Annotated in this window: 18 protein-coding genes; 11 read left to right on the top strand and 7 right to left on the bottom strand. The window is 50.9% G+C overall.

Annotated elements, in window-relative coordinates:
- Positions 1–5 precede the first annotated feature (5 nt).
- Positions 6–518, top strand: coding sequence for a cyclic pyranopterin monophosphate synthase MoaC (gene moaC / locus BQ6873_RS15690; RefSeq protein ID WP_076593494.1), 513 nt, complete (start codon positions 6–8; stop codon positions 516–518).
- Positions 519–573: 55 nt separating this feature from the next.
- Here the strand turns inward: moaC and BQ6873_RS15685 are convergent, their stop codons facing one another.
- The 4 genes from BQ6873_RS15685 to BQ6873_RS15670 all read right to left on the bottom strand — a co-directional run bounded on the left by BQ6873_RS15685 (position 574) and on the right by BQ6873_RS15670 (position 4,657).
- Positions 574–2,181, bottom strand: coding sequence for a tetratricopeptide repeat protein (locus BQ6873_RS15685; RefSeq protein ID WP_157889178.1), 1,608 nt, complete (start codon positions 2,179–2,181; stop codon positions 574–576).
- Positions 2,182–2,377: 196 nt separating this feature from the next.
- Positions 2,378–2,851: a pilin gene (locus BQ6873_RS18375; protein WP_076593492.1), complete on the bottom strand. Its 474-nt coding sequence runs from the start codon at positions 2,849–2,851 to the stop codon at positions 2,378–2,380.
- 222 nt (positions 2,852–3,073) lie between these two features.
- Positions 3,074–3,736: an FHA domain-containing protein gene (locus tag BQ6873_RS15675; protein WP_076594171.1), complete on the bottom strand. Its 663-nt coding sequence runs from the start codon at positions 3,734–3,736 to the stop codon at positions 3,074–3,076.
- A 102-nt stretch (positions 3,737–3,838) separates the two neighbouring features.
- The gene (locus tag BQ6873_RS15670) at positions 3,839–4,657 is read right to left on the bottom strand and encodes a Stp1/IreP family PP2C-type Ser/Thr phosphatase (protein WP_076593491.1); all 819 of its coding nucleotides are present in this window, start codon (positions 4,655–4,657) and stop codon (positions 3,839–3,841) included.
- A 379-nt stretch (positions 4,658–5,036) separates the two neighbouring features.
- Here BQ6873_RS15670 and BQ6873_RS15665 point away from each other — a divergent pair, with 379 nt between their 5' ends.
- Positions 5,037–5,969 (top strand): histone deacetylase family protein, encoded by a 933-nt coding sequence (locus tag BQ6873_RS15665; protein WP_076593490.1) that lies wholly within the window; start codon positions 5,037–5,039, stop codon positions 5,967–5,969.
- A 104-nt stretch (positions 5,970–6,073) separates the two neighbouring features.
- Here BQ6873_RS15665 and recX read toward each other — a convergent pair whose 3' ends face one another.
- A complete protein-coding gene (gene recX, locus BQ6873_RS15660; protein WP_076593489.1) occupies positions 6,074–6,529 on the bottom strand; it encodes a recombination regulator RecX in 456 nt (151 codons plus the stop codon).
- Positions 6,530–6,600: 71 nt separating this feature from the next.
- A complete protein-coding gene (recA, locus tag BQ6873_RS15655) occupies positions 6,601–7,704 on the bottom strand; it encodes a recombinase RecA (RefSeq protein ID WP_076593488.1) in 1,104 nt (367 codons plus the stop codon).
- A 235-nt stretch (positions 7,705–7,939) separates the two neighbouring features.
- On the opposite strand from recA, the gene BQ6873_RS15650 reads away from it, so the two are divergent.
- The 9 genes from BQ6873_RS15650 to BQ6873_RS15610 all read left to right on the top strand — a co-directional run bounded on the left by BQ6873_RS15650 (position 7,940) and on the right by BQ6873_RS15610 (position 17,499).
- The gene (locus tag BQ6873_RS15650) at positions 7,940–8,608 is read left to right on the top strand and encodes a ribonuclease HI family protein (protein WP_076593487.1); all 669 of its coding nucleotides are present in this window, start codon (positions 7,940–7,942) and stop codon (positions 8,606–8,608) included.
- Between the two features lie 110 nt (positions 8,609–8,718).
- Positions 8,719–9,432 carry a response regulator gene (locus tag BQ6873_RS15645; protein WP_076593486.1) on the top strand — a complete coding sequence of 238 codons (714 nt, stop codon included), beginning with the start codon at positions 8,719–8,721 and terminating at the stop codon, positions 9,430–9,432.
- A gap of 14 nt (positions 9,433–9,446) precedes the next feature.
- Positions 9,447–10,985, top strand: a complete 1,539-nt coding sequence (locus BQ6873_RS15640) for a sensor histidine kinase (protein WP_076593485.1) — start codon at positions 9,447–9,449, stop codon at positions 10,983–10,985.
- A complete protein-coding gene (locus tag BQ6873_RS15635) occupies positions 10,982–11,266 on the top strand; it encodes a DUF4212 domain-containing protein (protein WP_076593484.1) in 285 nt (94 codons plus the stop codon). Before BQ6873_RS15640 ends, BQ6873_RS15635 begins: the two co-directional genes overlap by 4 nt.
- On the top strand, positions 11,256–13,292 hold the full coding sequence (locus BQ6873_RS15630; protein ID WP_076593483.1) for a sodium:solute symporter family protein: 2,037 nt from the start codon (positions 11,256–11,258) through the stop codon (positions 13,290–13,292). The genes BQ6873_RS15635 and BQ6873_RS15630 overlap by 11 nt, the downstream gene beginning before the upstream one ends.
- Positions 13,293–13,369: 77 nt before the next feature.
- A complete protein-coding gene (locus BQ6873_RS15625; protein WP_076593482.1) occupies positions 13,370–14,785 on the top strand; it encodes a circularly permuted type 2 ATP-grasp protein in 1,416 nt (471 codons plus the stop codon).
- Position 14,786: 1 nt separating this feature from the next.
- The gene (locus BQ6873_RS15620) at positions 14,787–15,743 is read left to right on the top strand and encodes an alpha-E domain-containing protein (protein ID WP_076593481.1); all 957 of its coding nucleotides are present in this window, start codon (positions 14,787–14,789) and stop codon (positions 15,741–15,743) included.
- Positions 15,744–16,550, top strand: coding sequence for a transglutaminase family protein (locus BQ6873_RS15615; RefSeq protein WP_076593480.1), 807 nt, complete (start codon positions 15,744–15,746; stop codon positions 16,548–16,550).
- Positions 16,551–16,614: 64 nt separating this feature from the next.
- Complete coding sequence (locus BQ6873_RS15610; RefSeq protein WP_076593479.1) at positions 16,615–17,499, top strand: proteasome-type protease; 885 nt, start codon at positions 16,615–16,617, stop codon at positions 17,497–17,499.
- An 88-nt stretch (positions 17,500–17,587) separates the two neighbouring features.
- On the opposite strand, the gene purM is transcribed toward BQ6873_RS15610, so the two are convergent.
- The gene (purM, locus tag BQ6873_RS15605) at positions 17,588–18,631 is read right to left on the bottom strand and encodes a phosphoribosylformylglycinamidine cyclo-ligase (protein WP_076593478.1); all 1,044 of its coding nucleotides are present in this window, start codon (positions 18,629–18,631) and stop codon (positions 17,588–17,590) included.
- Positions 18,632–18,875: the final 244 nt, after the last annotated feature.

The following is an 18,875-nucleotide window of genomic DNA, read 5'->3' as shown; positions in this document are numbered from 1 at the left end:
TCATCATGACTGCACAAAAAGACAAGACCGTAAGCACAAGCGCCAACGATGGCCTGACCCATTTCGACGCCACCGGCCAGGCACACATGGTCGATGTCGGCAACAAAGATGAAACGCATCGCATCGCGATTGCCAGCGGCGTCATTCGCATGAAACCGGAAACACTAGCGATCATCACATCCGGCACCGCGAAAAAAGGCGACGTACTCGGCATCGCCCGCATCGCCGCCATCATGGCCGCCAAGCGCACCAGCGATTTGATTCCCTTATGTCACCCACTCGCATTGACACGCGTGACGGTTGATTTTGCAGTTGATGAAGCGAAATCCAGTGTGAGCTGTACCGCACAGGTTGAAACGTTCGGGAAAACAGGCGTTGAGATGGAAGCACTTACCTCAGTGCAAATCGGATTGTTGACGATTTACGATATGTGCAAGGCGGTTGATCGTGGGATGGTAATGACAGAGATCCGGGTTAAGGAAAAGCATGGTGGAAAGTCGGGAAGTTGGGGCGCCTAATTTTTTACATCTATTTGAAAAAAATAAAATTTCCGATGAACTCTTCTTAACTGCACTAACGACGACACGTATGATCATTGCTTTCTTGTGAGGACTTCCCTAAAGACCCTTTCTGGGTAATTACATCAAGACGTAACTGCGCAATCGCCACACCCAGCCTTAAACTATTTGAATAAGAGTTCTTTGCCTCAGCAGGACAACCAATCCGCTCGTAAAGTAGCCCCTTTGCATAATGAATCGGGCCATATTCATCATTTATAGCCAACGCTTTATCGAAATCTATTTGCGCTGCCTCAAATTTCAACAATGAGGAATATGCTGTACCGCGATGATAGTACGCATAATAAGCGTCTGGATTCTCAACTATCGTATTCGAAAAATCCGAAATAGCTGCTTCAAGATTTTCCTCACGCAAATATTGCCTCCCGCGATTGTAGAAAATTCTACCGCTACCACTAACAGTTTCTGACTGAAGTTTTGCTGCCGCATCCTTCCATGCTGTGCCATCGTCGACCAAACTTAAAAGGCGATCTCTTGCCAATAATCCGAATACAAAAAGAATTGCGATGACTGCAATGATCCGCAACCGGGATGTCAGAAATACATAAAGAATGGATGCCAGCATCAACGCATAACCAGGCGCCCAAATATAACTACGATAAAGGACAAATGGCTCCTGAAATCGCACTGAAACCAATTCCGTCAAAAAAACAATCCATGAATACAAAAAACCAGCGGCAAATACGCTTGCCATACCGCGTCGCTTAAATAAAAACAAACAAATCAGTGGACTTATTAAGAATAAAAATGCCTTTAGGAAAAACCACCATGATGCCCACAATTCACCGAAATCAACACGCATATCAATAGATAGACGCCGTACATCAGGGAAATACCAATATTGCAGATAATCAAAGAAGAAACCCATTTGTGCCAAACAGCTAACTACCCACTGCCCCAATTGGCTGCCTAATAAAGAAATACTGTGCAAAGAAGGAAGGACAATCTTTACATCTGGCTCATAACTATTAGCAACAACGTGCCCTGCATGCAAAAAAATCGTCAAGCCCGCCGGAATACATAAAGATAAAAAGAGGGGAATTTTTCCCATCGCAAACTCAGCTCTTTTCTGATACACCCATACTAAGGGTATGGTAGCAATACAAAGCATGATCGCGTGCTCTTTGGAAAACACAGCCAACGAATAAAATATCGCGGCGGCGACCATGTCAGGCCAACTACTCCTTTCCAGCCCTCTGCAAAAATACAAAAGACACAGTAAAGAAAATAGAGTCGCAAAAAGTATTGTCCGTTGAACTAGGTATGCCGCACCATAAACCGCAATAGGGTCAACAGCAAACCAGACTGCGACAAGCAAAGCAGTAATTGTTACTGCATATGGTCGACTTTCGACATCATTACTACCTTGGGGGAAATGCGTTACCGCCACAGAAAGTAAACGGCTTATAAGAAGAAAAAGTAAAAAAGCACAGCAAACGTGAAGGAAAAGACTAACACCCCTACTTATAACAATACTGCCATATATGACCTGCACAAAGCCTAAGGTGAAATACGGAAAGGTCCGAGGTCGCAGATCAAAAGGAGTAGTAGCAAATTGGTAAACGGACAGATTTTTGTATAAATTACTGTCGTCAAAAACCAATCCATTTCCCAGAAATGGCAAATATAGAATGCTAGCGAACAGAACTATGAAAGCAAAACATACAAATAACGTAGGTTTGCTGGGGACACGAGAGAGTTTGATTAGCATCGCGAATTAGGCTCTCTCATCATTCGTAATATGAAAAATGTCCCAGACTTTTAAGTCTGGGACATTTTTAAAACTGATACAGCAAAAATTATAGCTTCGCTACGAAATTAGTTGCAGCACTGTTGGCCACCATACCACTTTGGGTTGCTGCCCATCTAATAGCGCTGGCACCAGTAGCTGGTGCCGCCGTCAAGATTAAAGTTGAGTTAGCAGGAACTGATGATCCCAAAGCGGTAGTGAACGTAATTGTAATAACACCTTGCGCCCCACTACTAGGAGCGGTCACAGCTACGCTCGTACCGACAGGTGGAACAACAGTGATACCAGCAGACGTTAAGTCTGCATCGGCTGGAAATGTTCCATTCATTTGATAAGTTTCAGCCATTGCAAGTTTGATCGATTCCACACCTGCTACCGCTGCGGCGAGTTTTGAACGTACAACATAATCTTGATATTGAGGAATCGCCACCGCCGCCAAAATACCAATAATCGCCACTACGATCATCAATTCGATCAGCGTAAAACCGCTTTGTACTTTTTTCATCATCTTCATCGATTTCATTTATTTCTCCTGTTTGGGAATAAAGGTAGCTTTTCCACCCTGCTTGTCATACAGCAATCGGTGTGCCAGCTCAAATCCGGCTAAAAACGGGAGGTTTCCACAGAAATTTAACTAAAAGTAACAATTTTGGTTATAGGGCAGCCAATTTTTGTCACATTGAATGAAAATTTTGTCTTACAAACGTCATTTCTGAACGCGCGAAACCTCCTAATGCGACTATTCTTAACCATCAACCACAAACATCATTTCAGTGTCCGCCAGACGAATGCGGTCGCCGCTCACCAATGGCTGAGTCAATACGCCTATCGAAACACCATTAACAACGGGATAAATCTCACCTTCAACATGCGTCAGACTATGGCCTTGTTCACTGCTGGCCAATACCGCGACGTGCAGACCCGGACGGCCGATGGTCGTTAGCGCCTTAGTCAGCACAATTTCCTTTCCTACGCCGAATCCACTCAAAATCCTAATTACAGCTCTGTTCGTTGTGACTGTCATATCTCTTTGTGATGGCACTGTAATCTGCTCCATATCGCCCAATTCTTCTTTACTCACACCGGCAGAAACAGACTGTGTTGTTACGCTCGGCACAACCTCTTCCGAGCGGTATTGAATGGTATACGTTGCGAGTGCAATCAAGTCTCTGTCATGCAGCAGATGGTTTTTTATCGGCTGACCGTTGAATTGGCTACCATTCGTACTTTCCAAGTCTTCGAAATGAGATTCTCGGGAACTGGTAACGATCACGGCATGCTCTGCACTGATGCCAGGCGCGTCAATCACAATGTCGTTATATGTTCTACGTCCAATGGTTGTGCGTTCTTTCGAAAGAGGAAACGTCTGTAACTCCAGATCATCTTTCGCCAAAATAATCGTGGCCATGCTTTCTTCCAACATCCTTTCCAGCTTCAAACGGAAATGCAATTCACACTAATCGCACAACAACGTTACGAATCTAATCAAACATCCATCTGCTAACAATCACTACTTGAATCTGGCGACAAGTCGATTCCACAAACCTAATGGCGCAGGTGCGCTTGACTCTATCTTCGCCAAAATCACTGAAATATTATCGCGTCCACCGTTATTGTTCGCCGCTTGCACAAGCGAGCTGCATAATAAATCCAGATCTGTATCGTTATCCTCGAGCATCGCACTTATCTGCTCACTTGCAAGCATATCGGACAAACCATCCGAACAGAGTAGGTAAACATCTCCAGCCTCAATCGAATAATCATTCACTTCCACATCGATTTGCGAAGCGACGCCCAAGGCACGCGTAATCAAATTCTTGTTTGGCGCAAAACGCGCCCACTCCGGACTTACCAAACCGGCATCAATCTGTTCCTGCAATTGCGAATGATCGCGAGTGAGTTGCGTCAATACACCTTGTCGAAACCGATACGCGCGGGAATCCCCAACATGGGCCAAGACAACTTTATCGTGATGGAATAACGCGGCAACCAAGGTCGTTCCCATGCCGCTAAATTGCGGTTGGGCACGTGCGACCTCTAATATTTGCGCGTTAGCGGAAGCAACTGACTCAACCAGCAAGCGCTGCAAAGTTTTGCTACTTGCCGCACGTCCTTTGGTCTGCAATTGCTGCAAGTTTTGCTCCAACGTCGATCTGAACATGGCTGTGGCAATACCGCTTGCGACTTCACCAGCGTTGTAACCGCCCATGCCATCTGCCAATACTGCAATTTGGTAATCTGCACTGACTTCAATCGCATCTTCATTATGCGAACGCACCAATCCCGTATCGGTTTTAGAGGCAAATTGAAGCACGACGGAAGACGTCATAGAAGATGGGAGGTGAGCTGTAGTATCAGATGACGTCGGAAACAGGAATTTTTCTAGTTCTAGTGAGCAGGATCATGTGCGAGATTATCCCTCAGCCTGTCCCTAACATTTCATTTTAGATACAAATCATATCTGCTTTCCTCGCATAAACCCTAGCTTCCACGACTGCTTGTCTCTTTTTCTCAAAAAATACACGTAGCAGGACGCACAAAATATCGAGAAAATCGTATGCATTTGCGCTGCACATATCCACACGATCGCCAAGCATGGGGCCGCCCCTTATAATGATCAAGATTCACTTGCCGGGTTGCCACACTGCGCCCTCCAATCAAGCTTTCATAATGGAGAAGATGCCTCATACCGGGCCTCAATAATAAATATGACCACAGTTATCTATACCCACGAAGCATGCCTAGAGCACAAACCAGGTCCTAGTCATCCTGAATCCCCAGAGCGTTTGAAAGCCGTGTTACGCGCCTTGCGTGTACCTGAGTTCGATGCTGCGGAATGGCGCGAAGCGCCTATGGGCACACGTGAACAAGTGCTATTAATACATACCGAAGACTTCGTGACAGATGTCGAAGATGCATCGCCGCATCGCGGTTACATGCCGCTGGATGGCGGCGATACGGTGATGTCGCCCGGTTCATTGGAAGCGGTGATGCGTTGCGTAGGTGCAGCTTGCGCCGGCGTTGACCTGGTGCTGGACAATGAAGCACACAATGTATTTTGCGCCACCCGCCCGTGCGGTCATCATGCAGAACCAAGCAAAGCCATGGGATTCTGTATCTACAATCAAGCCGCAATCGCTGCTGCTTACGCTTATGAAATACATAAGCTGGAACGCGTGGCCGTCATCGACTTCGACGTACATCACGGCAATGGGACACAAGCAGCGTTTTATGATCGCCCTGAATTGTTCTACGCATCCAGCCATCAGTCGCATTTTTACCCAGGTACAGGACTGGAAGCAGAAACCGGTGTCTCGCACAATATCGTCAACGTCCCGCTGCCACGCGGCTGCGATTCTGCATTGTTCCGCGAACAAACCGCAGCGAAAATGTTACCAGCCATTCGCGCATTCAATCCTGAGCTGATCATTATTTCAGCCGGCTTCGACGCGCATCATCTGGACCCGCTGGCAGGCTTGAATCTGCAAGACGACGATTTCGATTGGGTCACACGTGAATTGATGAAGATTGCGGATGAAACCTGCGAAGGTCGCATTGTTTCGATTCTGGAGGGTGGCTACAGCTTGGAAGGTTTGGCTTCAGCTACCACTGTTCACGTCAAAGCGTTGATGGATCATTAATCTGCAGTGAAGACTTTCTGCTTGTCGACCTTACGTCGGCAAGTAGAAAATCAAATAGAAACGTAATATCCGCTCCACCATTGCTTTAAGATTCAACGCCAGCGTTAGTCTTCACTCTTGTCCACAGCACGCATCGCAGCCTGTATCGCACGATGAGAAAATCCACGCTGCATCAGAAAACGCATCTGCTTCGCCCTATCTTCTGCATTGGCCGCCACAGTACCGAACTTGCGCTCCCACACTGCACGCGCACGCGCAACTTCGTCCAGCTCCAGATTCGCCTTGATATCCGTTAATGAATCGGGATCTATGCCGTGACTCTTCAACTCGGACATGATCCGGCTGTTGCCAAAACGCGCCGCGCGTCTATGTACCAAGGATTCGGAAAAACGACTTTGCGAAAGAAACTTTGCCGCCTCCAAGGTATCGAGCAAGGCTTCGACGTCGTCGCCCTCTTGCGCATACCGCGCCAACTTGCGACCAAGTTCTTGTCGGCTATGTTCACGGGCGGACAAATAACGAAGCGCCCGCGCTTTCAGACTCACTTGCAGTTTTGCCATATGAGTCCGTCAGCGCGGGCGCTAGTTAACATTCTTCGTTAGATCAAGTGCAGCTCGGCCAGGCCTGTGCTTTACTCGACTTCTTTCAGTTCTTTGACTTCTTTGCTTTCCTTGGCAGCAGCTTTTTTCGCAACTGGCTCGTCGGATTTGATTGCGCCAAGTTCTGGCACACCCAAGGAGACACGCACTTTGTTTTCGATTTCACGCGCCAACTCAGGACGTTCTTTCAAATAGTTACGTGCATTGTCTTTACCTTGGCCGATGCGTTCGCCGTTGTAGCTATACCAGGCACCCGACTTTTCAACGATTTTGGCATCGGAACCCAAATCGAGGATTTCACCTTCACGTGATGTGCCTTCGCCATACAGAATGTCGAAATGCGCTTCCTTGAATGGAGGTGCGATTTTGTTTTTAACGACTTTGACCTTGGTTTCATTACCAATCACTTCGTCGCCCGATTTGATCGAGCCGGTACGGCGGATGTCCAAACGCACGGATGCGTAGAATTTCAATGCATTACCGCCGGTAGTGGTTTCTGGATTGCCGAACATCACGCCGATTTTCATACGAATCTGGTTAATGAAGATAACCAGTGTATTCGTGCGATTGATGCTGCCTGTCAGCTTGCGCAAGGCTTGCGACATCAGACGTGCTTGCAAACCCGGCAACGAATCACCCATATCGCCTTCGATTTCAGCACGTGGCGTCAATGCAGCGACCGAGTCGATAACGATCAAGTCAACCGCACCCGAGCGTACCAGCGCGTCGCAGATTTCCAGCGCTTGTTCGCCAGTATCTGGTTGCGAGATCAACAGGTCGGATAAATTAATGCCGAGCTTTTGTGCGTAAGTGACGTCCAGTGCATGTTCTGCATCGATAAACGCGCAAGTGCCGCCCAATTTTTGCATTTCTGCGATGGTTTGCAGTGTCAGCGTAGTTTTGCCGGATGATTCCGGACCGTAGATTTCGACCACGCGGCCACGCGGCAAACCACCGACGCCCAAGGCGATGTCCAGTCCCAGTGAACCAGTGGAAACAACCTGCACTTCCTCGACGACAGCGCCGTCTTCCATGCGCATCACCGAGCCTTTACCGAATTGCTTTTCGATTTGCGCCAGTGCGGCGGCGAGTGCTTTACTCTTATCAGAGCCAGGAGCGTTCTTTTTGTCGTCCATGAAGATTCTTTCGACTGTTGGTTGAAACGAAACGGGTTTTATACAGTGTTTGAAGCCAGAAACCATACTGTATAAAAAAACAGTGCTTTACGCAAGCAAGTCTTGCAATTTTATTTTAAATGTCTAAAAAGGAAACTTTTTGATGACTTGCAGCAACACACTTCTACAGCCACTTGCCCGGTGCAGTTAGTATTTCAACGTAAGATATACGCAATCAATATCATTCCTTGCCCTCATGCATTCGTACGACGATCTATTTGAAATAGCCTACAAAAAGGAAAAAGCTGCGGGCCGTCGTCTGGCAAAAGCCAATGCGCTATCCGAAGAAGCAGCCTTACAGGTCGTATTGAAAGCAGTTGCAGGGGAAATACCACTCAGCGACCTGATCGCTATACGCAAACAAGAAAAAACCAATGCGGCGACCAGAATCGCCGTTCGCAAACAGCTCAAGGCAGATGCCAGACAGAAAAAACTAGAGGTAGGACAAGTCGATCCGACTGCTTGGCTAGCTTGGTTCGACGGTGCCAGTCATCCCAATCCGGGCAAAATGGGCATAGGCGGCTTACTCAAGGATCCTAGCGGCAATACAAGCCACATCAGCTTCGCCGCCGGCCTAGGCGACAGTAGCGAGGCCGAATATCTCGCACTGATTGCCGTGCTGGAGGCGGCCATTCATGCACGCGCAGACAAGCTCGTGATCTATGGCGACAGCCAAGTCATCATTAACGATGTGCAAACAAAAAATGGTGGCGCAGCGATCTTGAGCGAGCAACGTCAACGCGCGCAAAAACTGATTACCCAACTCAAGGATGTCACCCTCACCTGGATTCCACGGGAGAAAAATATAATGGCCGATGCCTTGTCGCAGCAAGCAGTTAAGATGATTGCCGCAGCACCCATGTAATCAGCTACTCTGTATATATAAGAAACAAGCCTAAAAGCGATGCCGACTTGTCTTGCCGCTCTGGGCGAAACCCAATAGACTACGAGCCAACTTCCTCCTACCTCCATCCCATGCGAATCCTGCTTGCTGAAGACGATAGTGTTCTTGCTGACGGTTTGACGCGTTCACTGCGTCAGTCCGGTTATGCGACCGATTGCGTTAAAAATGGCCAGGAGGCTGATTCCGTCTTGTCTACACAAGACTTCGACTTGCTGATACTTGATCTGGGCTTGCCCAAAATGTCAGGGCTCGAAGTGCTGCAACGCTTGCGCGCACGCAATTCTCGCTTGCCGGTCTTGATCCTGACTGCCGGTGACTCAATAGAGCAGCGCGTTAAAGGACTGGATCTGGGTGCCGATGATTTCATGGCCAAACCATTTGCGCTGTCCGAACTGGAAGCACGCGTACGCGCGCTTACCCGACGCGGTGCCGGTGGTGGCCCAACTGTCATCAAACACGGGCCACTCTCCTACGATCAGGTTGGTCGTATCGCCTACATCAACGAACAAATGCTGGACTTGTCTGCGCGCGAACTCGGCTTGCTTGAAGTGTTGCTGCAACGTAGCGGCCGTCTCGTATCGAAAGAACAGCTAGTCGATCATCTGTGCGAATGGAGCGAAGAGGTCAGCAATAACGCAATCGAAGTCTACGTCCATCGTTTGCGCAAGAAGATTGAAATCGGCGGTCTGCGTATCGCCACCGTGCGCGGCCTCGGTTATTGCCTCGAAAAATTTACCGAACCAGCCAATACCATCGCGCCTAATACGATTACACCTCCAGGCTGAACCAGCCCAAACACATGCAAGACATTCACCGACTGGACGCGCCCGCTGTCGATGCAGATACATCGCATCAGTCCATCGAGACACAGCCGGAAGAACGCACGCAGCGCTCATTGTTTGGTGAAATTCTGGATTGGATGCTGGTGCCCTTGCTACTTCTGTGGCCGCTCAGCATTGCGATTACCTACCTCGTTGCCAAATCCATCGCGAACGAACCATTCGATCGCGCACTGGAAGATAAAGTCACCGTCGTTGCTCAACAAGTCAAAGAAGTAGATGGCAAGGTCATCACACGACTGACCGGCGCTGCAACCGATATTCTGCATGCCGACGATATCGACAATATCTACTATCAAGTGCGTGATACGCATGACCAAGTAGTCGAAGGCGATCCGGAAATGCCTTTACCGAAAGATGCCGAAGCACCGCCACCATGGTCCACGCAATTTCGTTACGACTTTGTTCGCGGCAGCGAAGTACGCATCGCTTATATCTATGTCGATCTGCATAAAACCCAAACCGCGCCGCAACTGACTATCGAGCCGCGCTTGGCACTGGTGCAAGTCGGCGAGACCTTGGACAAGCGCTCGCAACTGGTCAATCAAATCATCAAGGGCGTCATCGTGCCGGAATTCATCATCCTGCCGATCGCACTGGTACTGGTCTGGTTCGCGCTCACTCGCGGCTTGCGCCCACTCGCCGAATTGCAGCAACGCATACGCGCACGACGACCGGATGATTTGAGTCCGATTGATTCCGGCTACGTCCCGGAAGAAATTCTGCCGCTGGTCGGATCATTGAATGAAATGTTGGAGCGCCTGTCGCAAAGTATCAAGATACAAAAACGCTTTATCGCCGATGCCGCACATCAGATGAAGACGCCGTTGGCCGGCATGCGCATGCAATCCGAACTCGCATTGCGTCAAACTGACCAGGCAGAAATCCACAAATCGCTGGAACAACTCGCCAAGAGTTCCAAGTCTGCCACCCGCATGGTCAATCAATTGCTGGCATTGGCACGCGCAGAAAACCAGACGCCGGAAACCAAACCATTCCAGACATTGGAACTCTCCGAACTGGCGCGTGACACCGTACAGGATTGGGTGCAGACCTCATTCAGTCGCAAGATCGATCTTGGCTTCGAAGCACCGGATTATCAAGTCGTGATCATGGGCGACCCAACCATGTTGCATGAGCTGTTGAATAATCTGATCGACAATGCACTCAAGTACACGCCTGCCGGTGGACAGGCAACCGTGCGCGTGCGCGCTGACGAAAAAAACGCCTTAGCCTTTTTGGAAGTCGAAGATACCGGCCCCGGCATTGCGCCCAATGAGCGCACGCATATTTTCGAACGCTTCTACAGAATTCTGGGGACCAATGTCGAAGGCAGCGGATTGGGCTTGGCCATCGTGCGTGAAATCGCGCAACAACACGATGCAGAGATTGATATCATCTGCAATCCAAACTGCACCGATCCGAAGCGCCCCGGCTGCCTGATGCGCATCACACTTCATCTGGAACAACCTGCACCATTTTTCGATGGCACGATATGACCCCGAAGAATCGCAAAGAAGCGCCAGAAAAAGATAGCCTGTACTGGCATAAAACCAGACGCATGACGCTGTGGCTATTGCTGCTCTGGTTTGCCGTCACCTTTAGCGCCATTTTCTTTGCGCGCCATTTATCCACATACACTTTATTTGGCTGGCCGATTTCCTTCTTCATGGCGGCACAGGGCAGCATCCTGATTTTTTTCGGCATCATCGCTTTCTACTCATGGCGCATGCAGCGCCTCGACGAGGCATACCAACACGATAAAGAACATGGCGAATAAAGCATTCTTCCAGCGCCTGCGACGTTATTACCTGCTGTACACGGCAGGCTTCGTGCTGTTCCTGTTCGGCGTCGCGATCCTGGAGCATGAAGGTTTTCCGCGTGTGTGGATCGGTTATGTCTTCATGTTCTCCACCATCGTGGTGTACGCCACCATCGGCGTCATCAGTCGTACCTCGGATGTGCAGGAATACTATGTCGCAGGTCGTCGCGTCCCGGCATTTTTCAATGGCATGGCGACTGCTGCCGACTGGATATCTGCCGCCAGTTTCATCAGTCTCGCGGGTGGTTTGTATTTGTGGGGCTTTGATGGCTTGGCTTACATCATGGGATGGACCGGTGGCTTCGTACTGGTCGCCTTATTGATTGCGCCCTTCCTCAGAAAATTCGGCCAGTACACGATTCCGGATTACCTCGCGGCTCGCTATACCGGCCAGTACAGCGATAACGTCGTGCGCATCATCGCGGTGATCGCCACCATCATCGTTTCCTTCACGTATGTGATCGCGCAAATTTATGGCGTTGGTCTGATTACTTCACGCTTTACCGGCGTTGATTTTTCGGTCGGCATTTTTCTCGGCCTGGCCAGTATCTTGGTGTGCTCCTTCCTCGGCGGCATGCGCGCGGTGACGTGGACGCAAGTTGCGCAATACATCATCCTGATCATTGCCTACATGATCCCAGTCGTATGGCTGTCGATGAAGCACACCAATATGCCGATACCGCCTATCGCTTATGGTTCAGCGATCGCGCAATTGAGCGAACGTGAAAATGTATTGATCAACGATCCCAAGGAAAAAGAAGTACGCGCCATCTTCAGACAGCGCGCCTACGATCTGGACGACAGACTGTCATCGCTGCCGGAATCGTGGGAAAACGGTCGCGCAGAAATTCAGCACAATCTGGAAGCGCTCAAGCTCGGCAATGCCGCGTTACAGGAAATAAAACAAACCGGACGTGAGCTAGCGGCCTATCCCAAAGATGCGGATGAAGCCGAACGCGTATGGAAGGAAGAACGCATACTCAATCTCGAATTAGCTAAACCACCGACCCGGCATACTGAGCCTTTCCCTGGTGACACTGAAGAAGCATCGAATATCAAGCGCAACAATTTCCTGGCGCTGGTGTTTTGTCTGATGCTGGGAACTGCTGCGCTACCGCATGTGCTGGTGCGTTACTACACCACGCCAACAGTCAAGGAAGCGCGCCACTCAGTGGCCTGGACGCTGTTCTTCATCATGGCGTTGTACATCACCATCCCGGCGCTGGCGGTATTGGTCAAATATGATATTTACAGCTCTCTGGTTGGCAGTGATTTTTCCAAATTACCGGAATGGGTCTCGTACTGGGCCAGCATAGACAAACTGCATCCGCTCGTCAGCATCAATGACGTCAATCGCGATGGCATAGTGCAGTTAGCCGAGATTGTGATGGACGTTGATATTGTCGTCCTTGCTACGCCCGAGATCGCCGGTTTGCCTTACGTCATCTCCGGCCTGATCGCAGCCGGTGGTCTGGCGGCCGCATTGTCTACCGCCGATGGTTTGCTGCTCACCATCTCCAATGCCTTGTCGCACGATATTTATTACAAGACCGTCGATCCAAAAGCATCGACGCAAAAACGTGTCACCGTTTCCAAACTGCTGCTCTTGATGGTCGCGCTGGTCGCCGCTTATGTTGCCTCATTGAAGCCAGGCGATATTCTGTCGCTGGTCGGTGCGGCCTTCTCATTGGCAGGATCAGCGCTATTCCCGGCGCTGGCATTAGGCGTATTCTGGAAACGTGCCAATCAGCAAGGTGCCATCGCCGGGATGCTGATCGGTTTTGCCGTTTGTATCTACTACATGATCCACACACTACCTGCTCTGGGCGGCTCGGCTGCGGAGCAATGGTTTCATATCGCGCCTATCTCGGCTGGCGTGTTTGGCGTTCCGGCCGGATTTTGTGCGATTATTATCGTCAGTCTGTTGACGAAGGCACCCGACCAAAGAACCGAGGCCTTAATCAAGCATCTGCGATCGCCATAAGCGGCTCTTTCTCGATCTGGCATATTTCTTGATAGAGCTGGTTATCATCTCCATGAAAACCAAGACAGAGCGATGCCATGCGAAAATTTTTCGACGAGATGTATATCGACGGTACGACCAATGTCCGTGACCACTATCGTGAATTCGAAGCCTGGCTGGCGACACAGTCTCCCAAGACTGTCGCCCGCAAGCGTGCCGAAGCTGACCTGATCTTCCGCCGCGTCGGCATTACCTTTGCCGTCTACGGCAATGAGGCAGGTACCGAGCGCGTTATCCCCTTCGACATCATTCCGCGCATGATCACCGCGCAGGAATGGGCGCACATGGAGGCGGGACTGGTACAGCGGGTACGCACGCTGAATATGTTCATCCACGACATTTACCACGACCAGAACATCGTCAAGGCCGGCATCGTGCCACCTGAGCAAATCTTCCGAAATGCGCAATATCGTCCGGAAATGCAGGGGATCTCGGTCGCATCCGACATTTACGCGCATATTGCCGGCGTCGATATCGTGCGCGCCGGTCAAGGCGAGTTTTACGTATTGGAAGACAATCTGCGCGTACCGTCCGGCGTGTCCTACATGCTGGAAGACCGCAAGATGATGATGCGCCTGTTCCCCGACCTGTTCGCACGCCATCAGATTGCACCCGTCGCGCATTACCCGGACATGCTGCTCGACAATCTGCGCTCGGTCGCACCTATCGGCGTGACCGATCCTACCGTGGTCGTCATGACGCCCGGCATGTACAACTCGGCTTACTTTGAACACGCCTTCCTCGCGCAGCAAATGGGCGTGGAGCTGGTCGAAGGTCAGGATCTGTTCGTCAACGACAATGCCGTCTATATGCGCACCACGCGCGGCCCCAAGCGTGTTGACGTCATCTATCGCCGCATCGACGACGATTACATGGACCCGCTCGCCTTCCGCGCCGATTCCACCTTGGGCGTGCCGGGCTTGCTGTCCGTCTATCGTTCCGGTCGCGTCACGCTGGCCAATGCGATTGGTACCGGCGTGGCGGACGATAAGTCGATCTATCCATTCGTACCGGACATGATTCGTTTCTATCTGTCGGAAGAACCCATCCTCAACAATGTCCCGACTTATCAGTGCCGCAAAAAGGATGAGTTGTCGTATGTACTAGCGAATCTGGCAGAGTTGGTAGTCAAGGAAGTACACGGTGCCGGTGGCTACGGCATGCTGGTCGGTCCAGCGTCGACCAAGGCCGAGATCGAGGATTTCCGCCAGCGCATCATCGCGCGTCCAGATGGCTATATCGCACAACCAACGCTAGCCCTGTCCGCCTGCCCGACCTTTGTCGATTCCGGCGTGGCACCACGCCATATCGATTTGCGGCCTTTTGTCCTGTCCGGCAAAACCATCTCCATGGTGCCGGGCGGCCTGACGCGCGTTGCGCTGAAAGAAGGCTCGCTGGTAGTCAACTCCTCCCAAGGCGGTGGCACAAAAGATACCTGGATACTGGAGAACTAAGATGCTCAGTCGCACAGCCGATCACCTGTTCTGGATGGCGCGCTATACCGAGCGCGCCGAGAATACCGCCCGCATGCTGGATGTGAATGTTCAGACCGCCTTGTTGCCACAATCTGCACACGCTGCCGAACAAGGCTGGCGCGCGACACTAGGTATCTCTGAATTGCAGGATGCCTACGATCAAAAACATCCGAAAGTGACGCCAGATAATGTGCTGCACTTCTTGGTACGCGATACCACGCATGCATCGTCAATTGCATCCTGTCTGCGCGCCGCACGTGAGAATGCGCGCGCCGTACGTGGCACGCTCACCACTGAAGTCTGGGAAACCCACAACACTACCTGGCTGGAGATGCACAATCAGCTCAATGAAAGTGAGTTTGAACACGATCCCAGCCAATTTTTTGAATGGGTCAAACATCGCTCACACCTGTCGCGCGGTGTCACCTTCGGCACCATGTTGCAGGACGAAGCACTCTATTTCATCCGACTCGGCACCTTCCTCGAACGGGCCGACAACACCGCACGCATACTCGACGTCAAGTTTCATGGCGCCGCTACGCAATCGCGCGAAAAACTGCGGAATGAAAACCAGCTCGACTTTTACTATTGGGCCGCCATTCTGCGCTCTGTCTCCGCCTTTGAGATTTACCGCAAGGTCTATCGTGATGCGATCACACCGGCACGCGTTGCCGATCTGTTGATGCTGCACGCCGACATGCCGCGCTCGCTACTAGCCTGTCTGACAGAAGTCGTACGTAATCTGCGCATGGTCACTGATGACACGCACAACGACACGCTGCGCTTCGCTGGCAAGCTGCACGCCGAGCTGAAATTTGCCTCCATCAACGACATTCTGAAAGAAGGTTTGCACGACTATCTGACAGAATTCTTTGAACACATTTATGAACTCGGAAATCGCATCAGCCGCGAATTCCTCGTTCCATTGGCGGCCTAGATGCGACTCGCTATCCGCCATGAAACCCTGTATCGATACACATCGCCACTGGCATACACCATCCAGCAATTGCGCCTGACGCCGCGCGTTGAATCACACCAACACCTCTTGTCCTGGCATATCGATACTTCAGGCCAACGGCATGCGTTCGCCGATGCCTTCGGCAATCTATGTCACATGCTGACGATTACCGGCAAACATGATGTAGTCCGCATTGTGGTCGCCGGCGAAGTCGATATCACGCCACTTGATCGTGGCCGTCTGCTGGAAAACGGTGCTTTATCGCCGCTGGTTTTCACCGTGACGACGCGTCTGACTGAACCTAGTGAACATATCCGCGCATTTGCCGCACAACATTTGCGCGGCAACAGCAGCAGCGATTTGTTGCAACTGGCCGAAGCAATTTGTGGTGCAGTGATGTACCAAAGCGGTGCAACCGGTGTGACCACCACCGCCAACGATGCACTACAACTGGGCCAGGGCGTATGCCAAGATCATGCGCATTTATTCATTGCCTGCTGTCACACCCGATGCATACCCACGCGCTATGTATCCGGCTATATCGATTCCGGCAGCACTGGCCATGCAGAAAGTCATGCATGGGTTGATGTTTGGGTAGAAGAAAATGACTTCACCGGCTGGGTCAGCATAGACGTCACACATGCCGGATATGCCAGCGATGCGCATTGCCGTCTGGCTGTCGCACGCGATTACGATTCAGCCGCACCAGTCAGCGGTGTGCGACGCGGTGGTGGCGAAGAGTCACTGGATGTCAGCGTCAAGGTAGTACCGATGTTGTCGCAATAGTGGAAGAAATGAAGAACATTCCCTCTTCCTGTAAAATTCGCGTTTTGCTTTTTCCTTCATCACCATGACTTATTGTGTTGCGATGCGCCTGGATGCCGGGCTGGTTTTTCTCTCTGATTCGCGCACCAATGCCGGCGTAGATCACGTCGGCACCTTCCGCAAGATGAACATCTTCGAGATACCGGGCGACCGCTTGATTGTCTTGATGACAGCGGGGAACTTGTCGATTTCGCAATCCGTGCGTCAAATCATTGCTGAACACACAACAGCCAGCGGAAAAAGTATCTGGAACGTGTCGTCCATGTATGAAGCGGCACAAGTCGTCGGCGAAGCCATCCGCGTCGTACATGATCGCGATGCAGCTACTTTGGAGCAATTCGGCATCGACTTCAATGCCAGCATGATTTTTGGCGGGCAGATCAAGGGCGAACGTTGTCGTTTGTTCCAGATGTATTCCGCCGGTAACTTCATCGAATCACACGATGAGAATACATATTTTCAGATCGGTGAATCGAAATACGGCAAACCCATCATTGACCGCATCGTCAGCACCGATACGCCACTGGATGAAGCGGCGAAGTGCGCATTGATTTCAATGGACTCAACCTTGCGCTCGAATATCTCGGTCGGTCTACCACTCGATTTGCTGATTTATGAAACGGACACACTGGCTGTCACCCGCTTCGTTACCATTGATGAAAACAATCAGTACTTCCAGATGATACGCAGCACCTGGGGCAAGCAATTGAAATCAGTGTTTGAAAGCATAGATGATCCGGTGTGGAATGCAGCACCGGATGCCAGCAGCAATGTGCTCTCCAGTCAGGCGCAGAAGAGCCAGCCACTGCGTATCTTGCCCCCTGCCAAATTCGGTATCGACACTACGACCGCAACGCCAGCGCCGCTACAAACGCTGGCGCAAGACGAAGGCAATAACAAACAACATTAAACCGAATTCATCCGGACAAAGAAAAAGGCTGCAACACTATGTGTTGCAGCCTTTTTAATTTATTACGTGTGCTTTTACAGCACAAGAATTACAGAACGATGGTTTGCGCCTGACCTTCTGCACGCTCGCGGATTTCACCGATGCGCATGACGGTTTCGCCAGCAGCTTTCAATTGCGCCATCGCTGCATCTGCATTTTCTTTCGCCACGATCACGGTCATACCAATACCGCAGTTGAAGACGCGATGCATTTCTGCGTCAGCCACACCACCGTGTTGTTGCAACCATTTGAACAATGGCGGCATATCCCATGCGCTGCTTTCCAGCACAGCGGTCAAATGCGGCTGCAATACGCGTGGAATGTTTTCCACCAAGCCACCGCCAGTGATGTGGACCATGCCTTTGACTTCCATAGCTGCCATCAGTGCCAGCAACGGTTTGACGTAAATGCGGGTAGGTTCCATCAACACGTCAGCCAGTTTGCGACCGTGGAAATCAGCATTCAAGTCTGGATTCGCGACCGAGATGATCTTGCGTACCAGCGAATAACCGTTGGAGTGCGCACCCGACGAAGCCAGACCCAGGACGACGTCGCCCGGAGCGATTTTGGTGCCATCGATGATTTTCGATTTTTCGACTGCACCGACTGCGAAGCCGGCCAGATCGTATTCGCCAGCTGGGTACATGCTAGGCATTTCAGCAGTTTCGCCACCAATCAACGCGCAACCTGCTTGCTCGCAGCCTTTGGCCACGCCTTTGATCACGTCTGTTGCGATCGCTACATCGAGCTTGCCGCAAGCGAAGTAATCGAGGAAGAACAAAGGCTCTGCGCCTTGTACCAGAATGTCGTTGACGCTCATCGCGACCAGATCGATACCGACCGTGTCGTGACGATTCAATTCAAATGCCAGCTTCAGCTTGGTGCCGACGCCATCGGTACCGGATACCAGCACCGGCTCTTTGTACTTCTTGCTGATTTCGAACATGGCACCGAAACCGCCGAGGCCGCCCATTACGCCTTCGCGCATGGTGCGCTTGGCAAATGGCTTGATCGCTTCGACCAGGGCATCGCCCGCATCGATGTCAACACCAGCGTCGCGATAGGAAAGTGAAATATTAGAAGTGGAACTCATGATGTGATTGGCAGCAGAGGCAGTAAAATAGACGGTTGTGGCCGGATGGCTGACCTGTGGATCATTGTTTTGGAGGACGAAGCGGATCAGGATCGCAATGAGCGGGAGTCATCGCGAGCAAAATCAAAATATGCGCGCTTCCAAAACAGGATGATTCAGGCTCTATAATTCGGGCTAAGCGGTATTTTATCAAATCGATCCCCCTCCTCCCTCATTTGATGTCACTTTCTTTACCGAACCAGCA

Origin of the sequence: Herminiimonas arsenitoxidans, assembly GCF_900130075.1 — a bacterium.
Lineage (GTDB): Bacteria > Pseudomonadota > Gammaproteobacteria > Burkholderiales > Burkholderiaceae_D > Oxalicibacterium > Oxalicibacterium arsenitoxidans.
The sequence above is the reverse complement of the archived record's forward strand: the minus strand, read 5'-3'. Positions and strand labels throughout refer to the sequence as shown.

What these genes read in the sequence shown, in the direction of transcription:
- moaC (WP_076593494.1), top strand. Translation starts at nt 6, where the DNA reads ATGACTGCACAAAAAGACAAGACCGTAAGCACAAGCGCCAACGATGGC.
- BQ6873_RS18375 (WP_076593492.1), bottom strand. Translation starts at nt 2,851, where the DNA reads ATGAAATCGATGAAGATGATGAAAAAAGTACAAAGCGGTTTTACGCTG.
- BQ6873_RS15675 (WP_076594171.1), bottom strand. Translation starts at nt 3,736, where the DNA reads ATGGCCACGATTATTTTGGCGAAAGATGATCTGGAGTTACAGACGTTT.
- BQ6873_RS15670 (WP_076593491.1), bottom strand. Translation starts at nt 4,657, where the DNA reads ATGACGTCTTCCGTCGTGCTTCAATTTGCCTCTAAAACCGATACGGGA.
- BQ6873_RS15665 (WP_076593490.1), top strand. Translation starts at nt 5,037, where the DNA reads ATGACCACAGTTATCTATACCCACGAAGCATGCCTAGAGCACAAACCA.
- recX (WP_076593489.1), bottom strand. Translation starts at nt 6,529, where the DNA reads ATGGCAAAACTGCAAGTGAGTCTGAAAGCGCGGGCGCTTCGTTATTTG.
- recA (WP_076593488.1), bottom strand. Translation starts at nt 7,704, where the DNA reads ATGGACGACAAAAAGAACGCTCCTGGCTCTGATAAGAGTAAAGCACTC.
- BQ6873_RS15650 (WP_076593487.1), top strand. Translation starts at nt 7,940, where the DNA reads ATGCATTCGTACGACGATCTATTTGAAATAGCCTACAAAAAGGAAAAA.
- BQ6873_RS15645 (WP_076593486.1), top strand. Translation starts at nt 8,719, where the DNA reads ATGCGAATCCTGCTTGCTGAAGACGATAGTGTTCTTGCTGACGGTTTG.
- BQ6873_RS15640 (WP_076593485.1), top strand. Translation starts at nt 9,447, where the DNA reads ATGCAAGACATTCACCGACTGGACGCGCCCGCTGTCGATGCAGATACA.
- BQ6873_RS15635 (WP_076593484.1), top strand. Translation starts at nt 10,982, where the DNA reads ATGACCCCGAAGAATCGCAAAGAAGCGCCAGAAAAAGATAGCCTGTAC.
- BQ6873_RS15630 (WP_076593483.1), top strand. Translation starts at nt 11,256, where the DNA reads ATGGCGAATAAAGCATTCTTCCAGCGCCTGCGACGTTATTACCTGCTG.
- BQ6873_RS15625 (WP_076593482.1), top strand. Translation starts at nt 13,370, where the DNA reads ATGCGAAAATTTTTCGACGAGATGTATATCGACGGTACGACCAATGTC.
- BQ6873_RS15620 (WP_076593481.1), top strand. Translation starts at nt 14,787, where the DNA reads ATGCTCAGTCGCACAGCCGATCACCTGTTCTGGATGGCGCGCTATACC.
- BQ6873_RS15615 (WP_076593480.1), top strand. Translation starts at nt 15,744, where the DNA reads ATGCGACTCGCTATCCGCCATGAAACCCTGTATCGATACACATCGCCA.
- BQ6873_RS15610 (WP_076593479.1), top strand. Translation starts at nt 16,615, where the DNA reads ATGACTTATTGTGTTGCGATGCGCCTGGATGCCGGGCTGGTTTTTCTC.
- purM (WP_076593478.1), bottom strand. Translation starts at nt 18,631, where the DNA reads ATGAGTTCCACTTCTAATATTTCACTTTCCTATCGCGACGCTGGTGTT.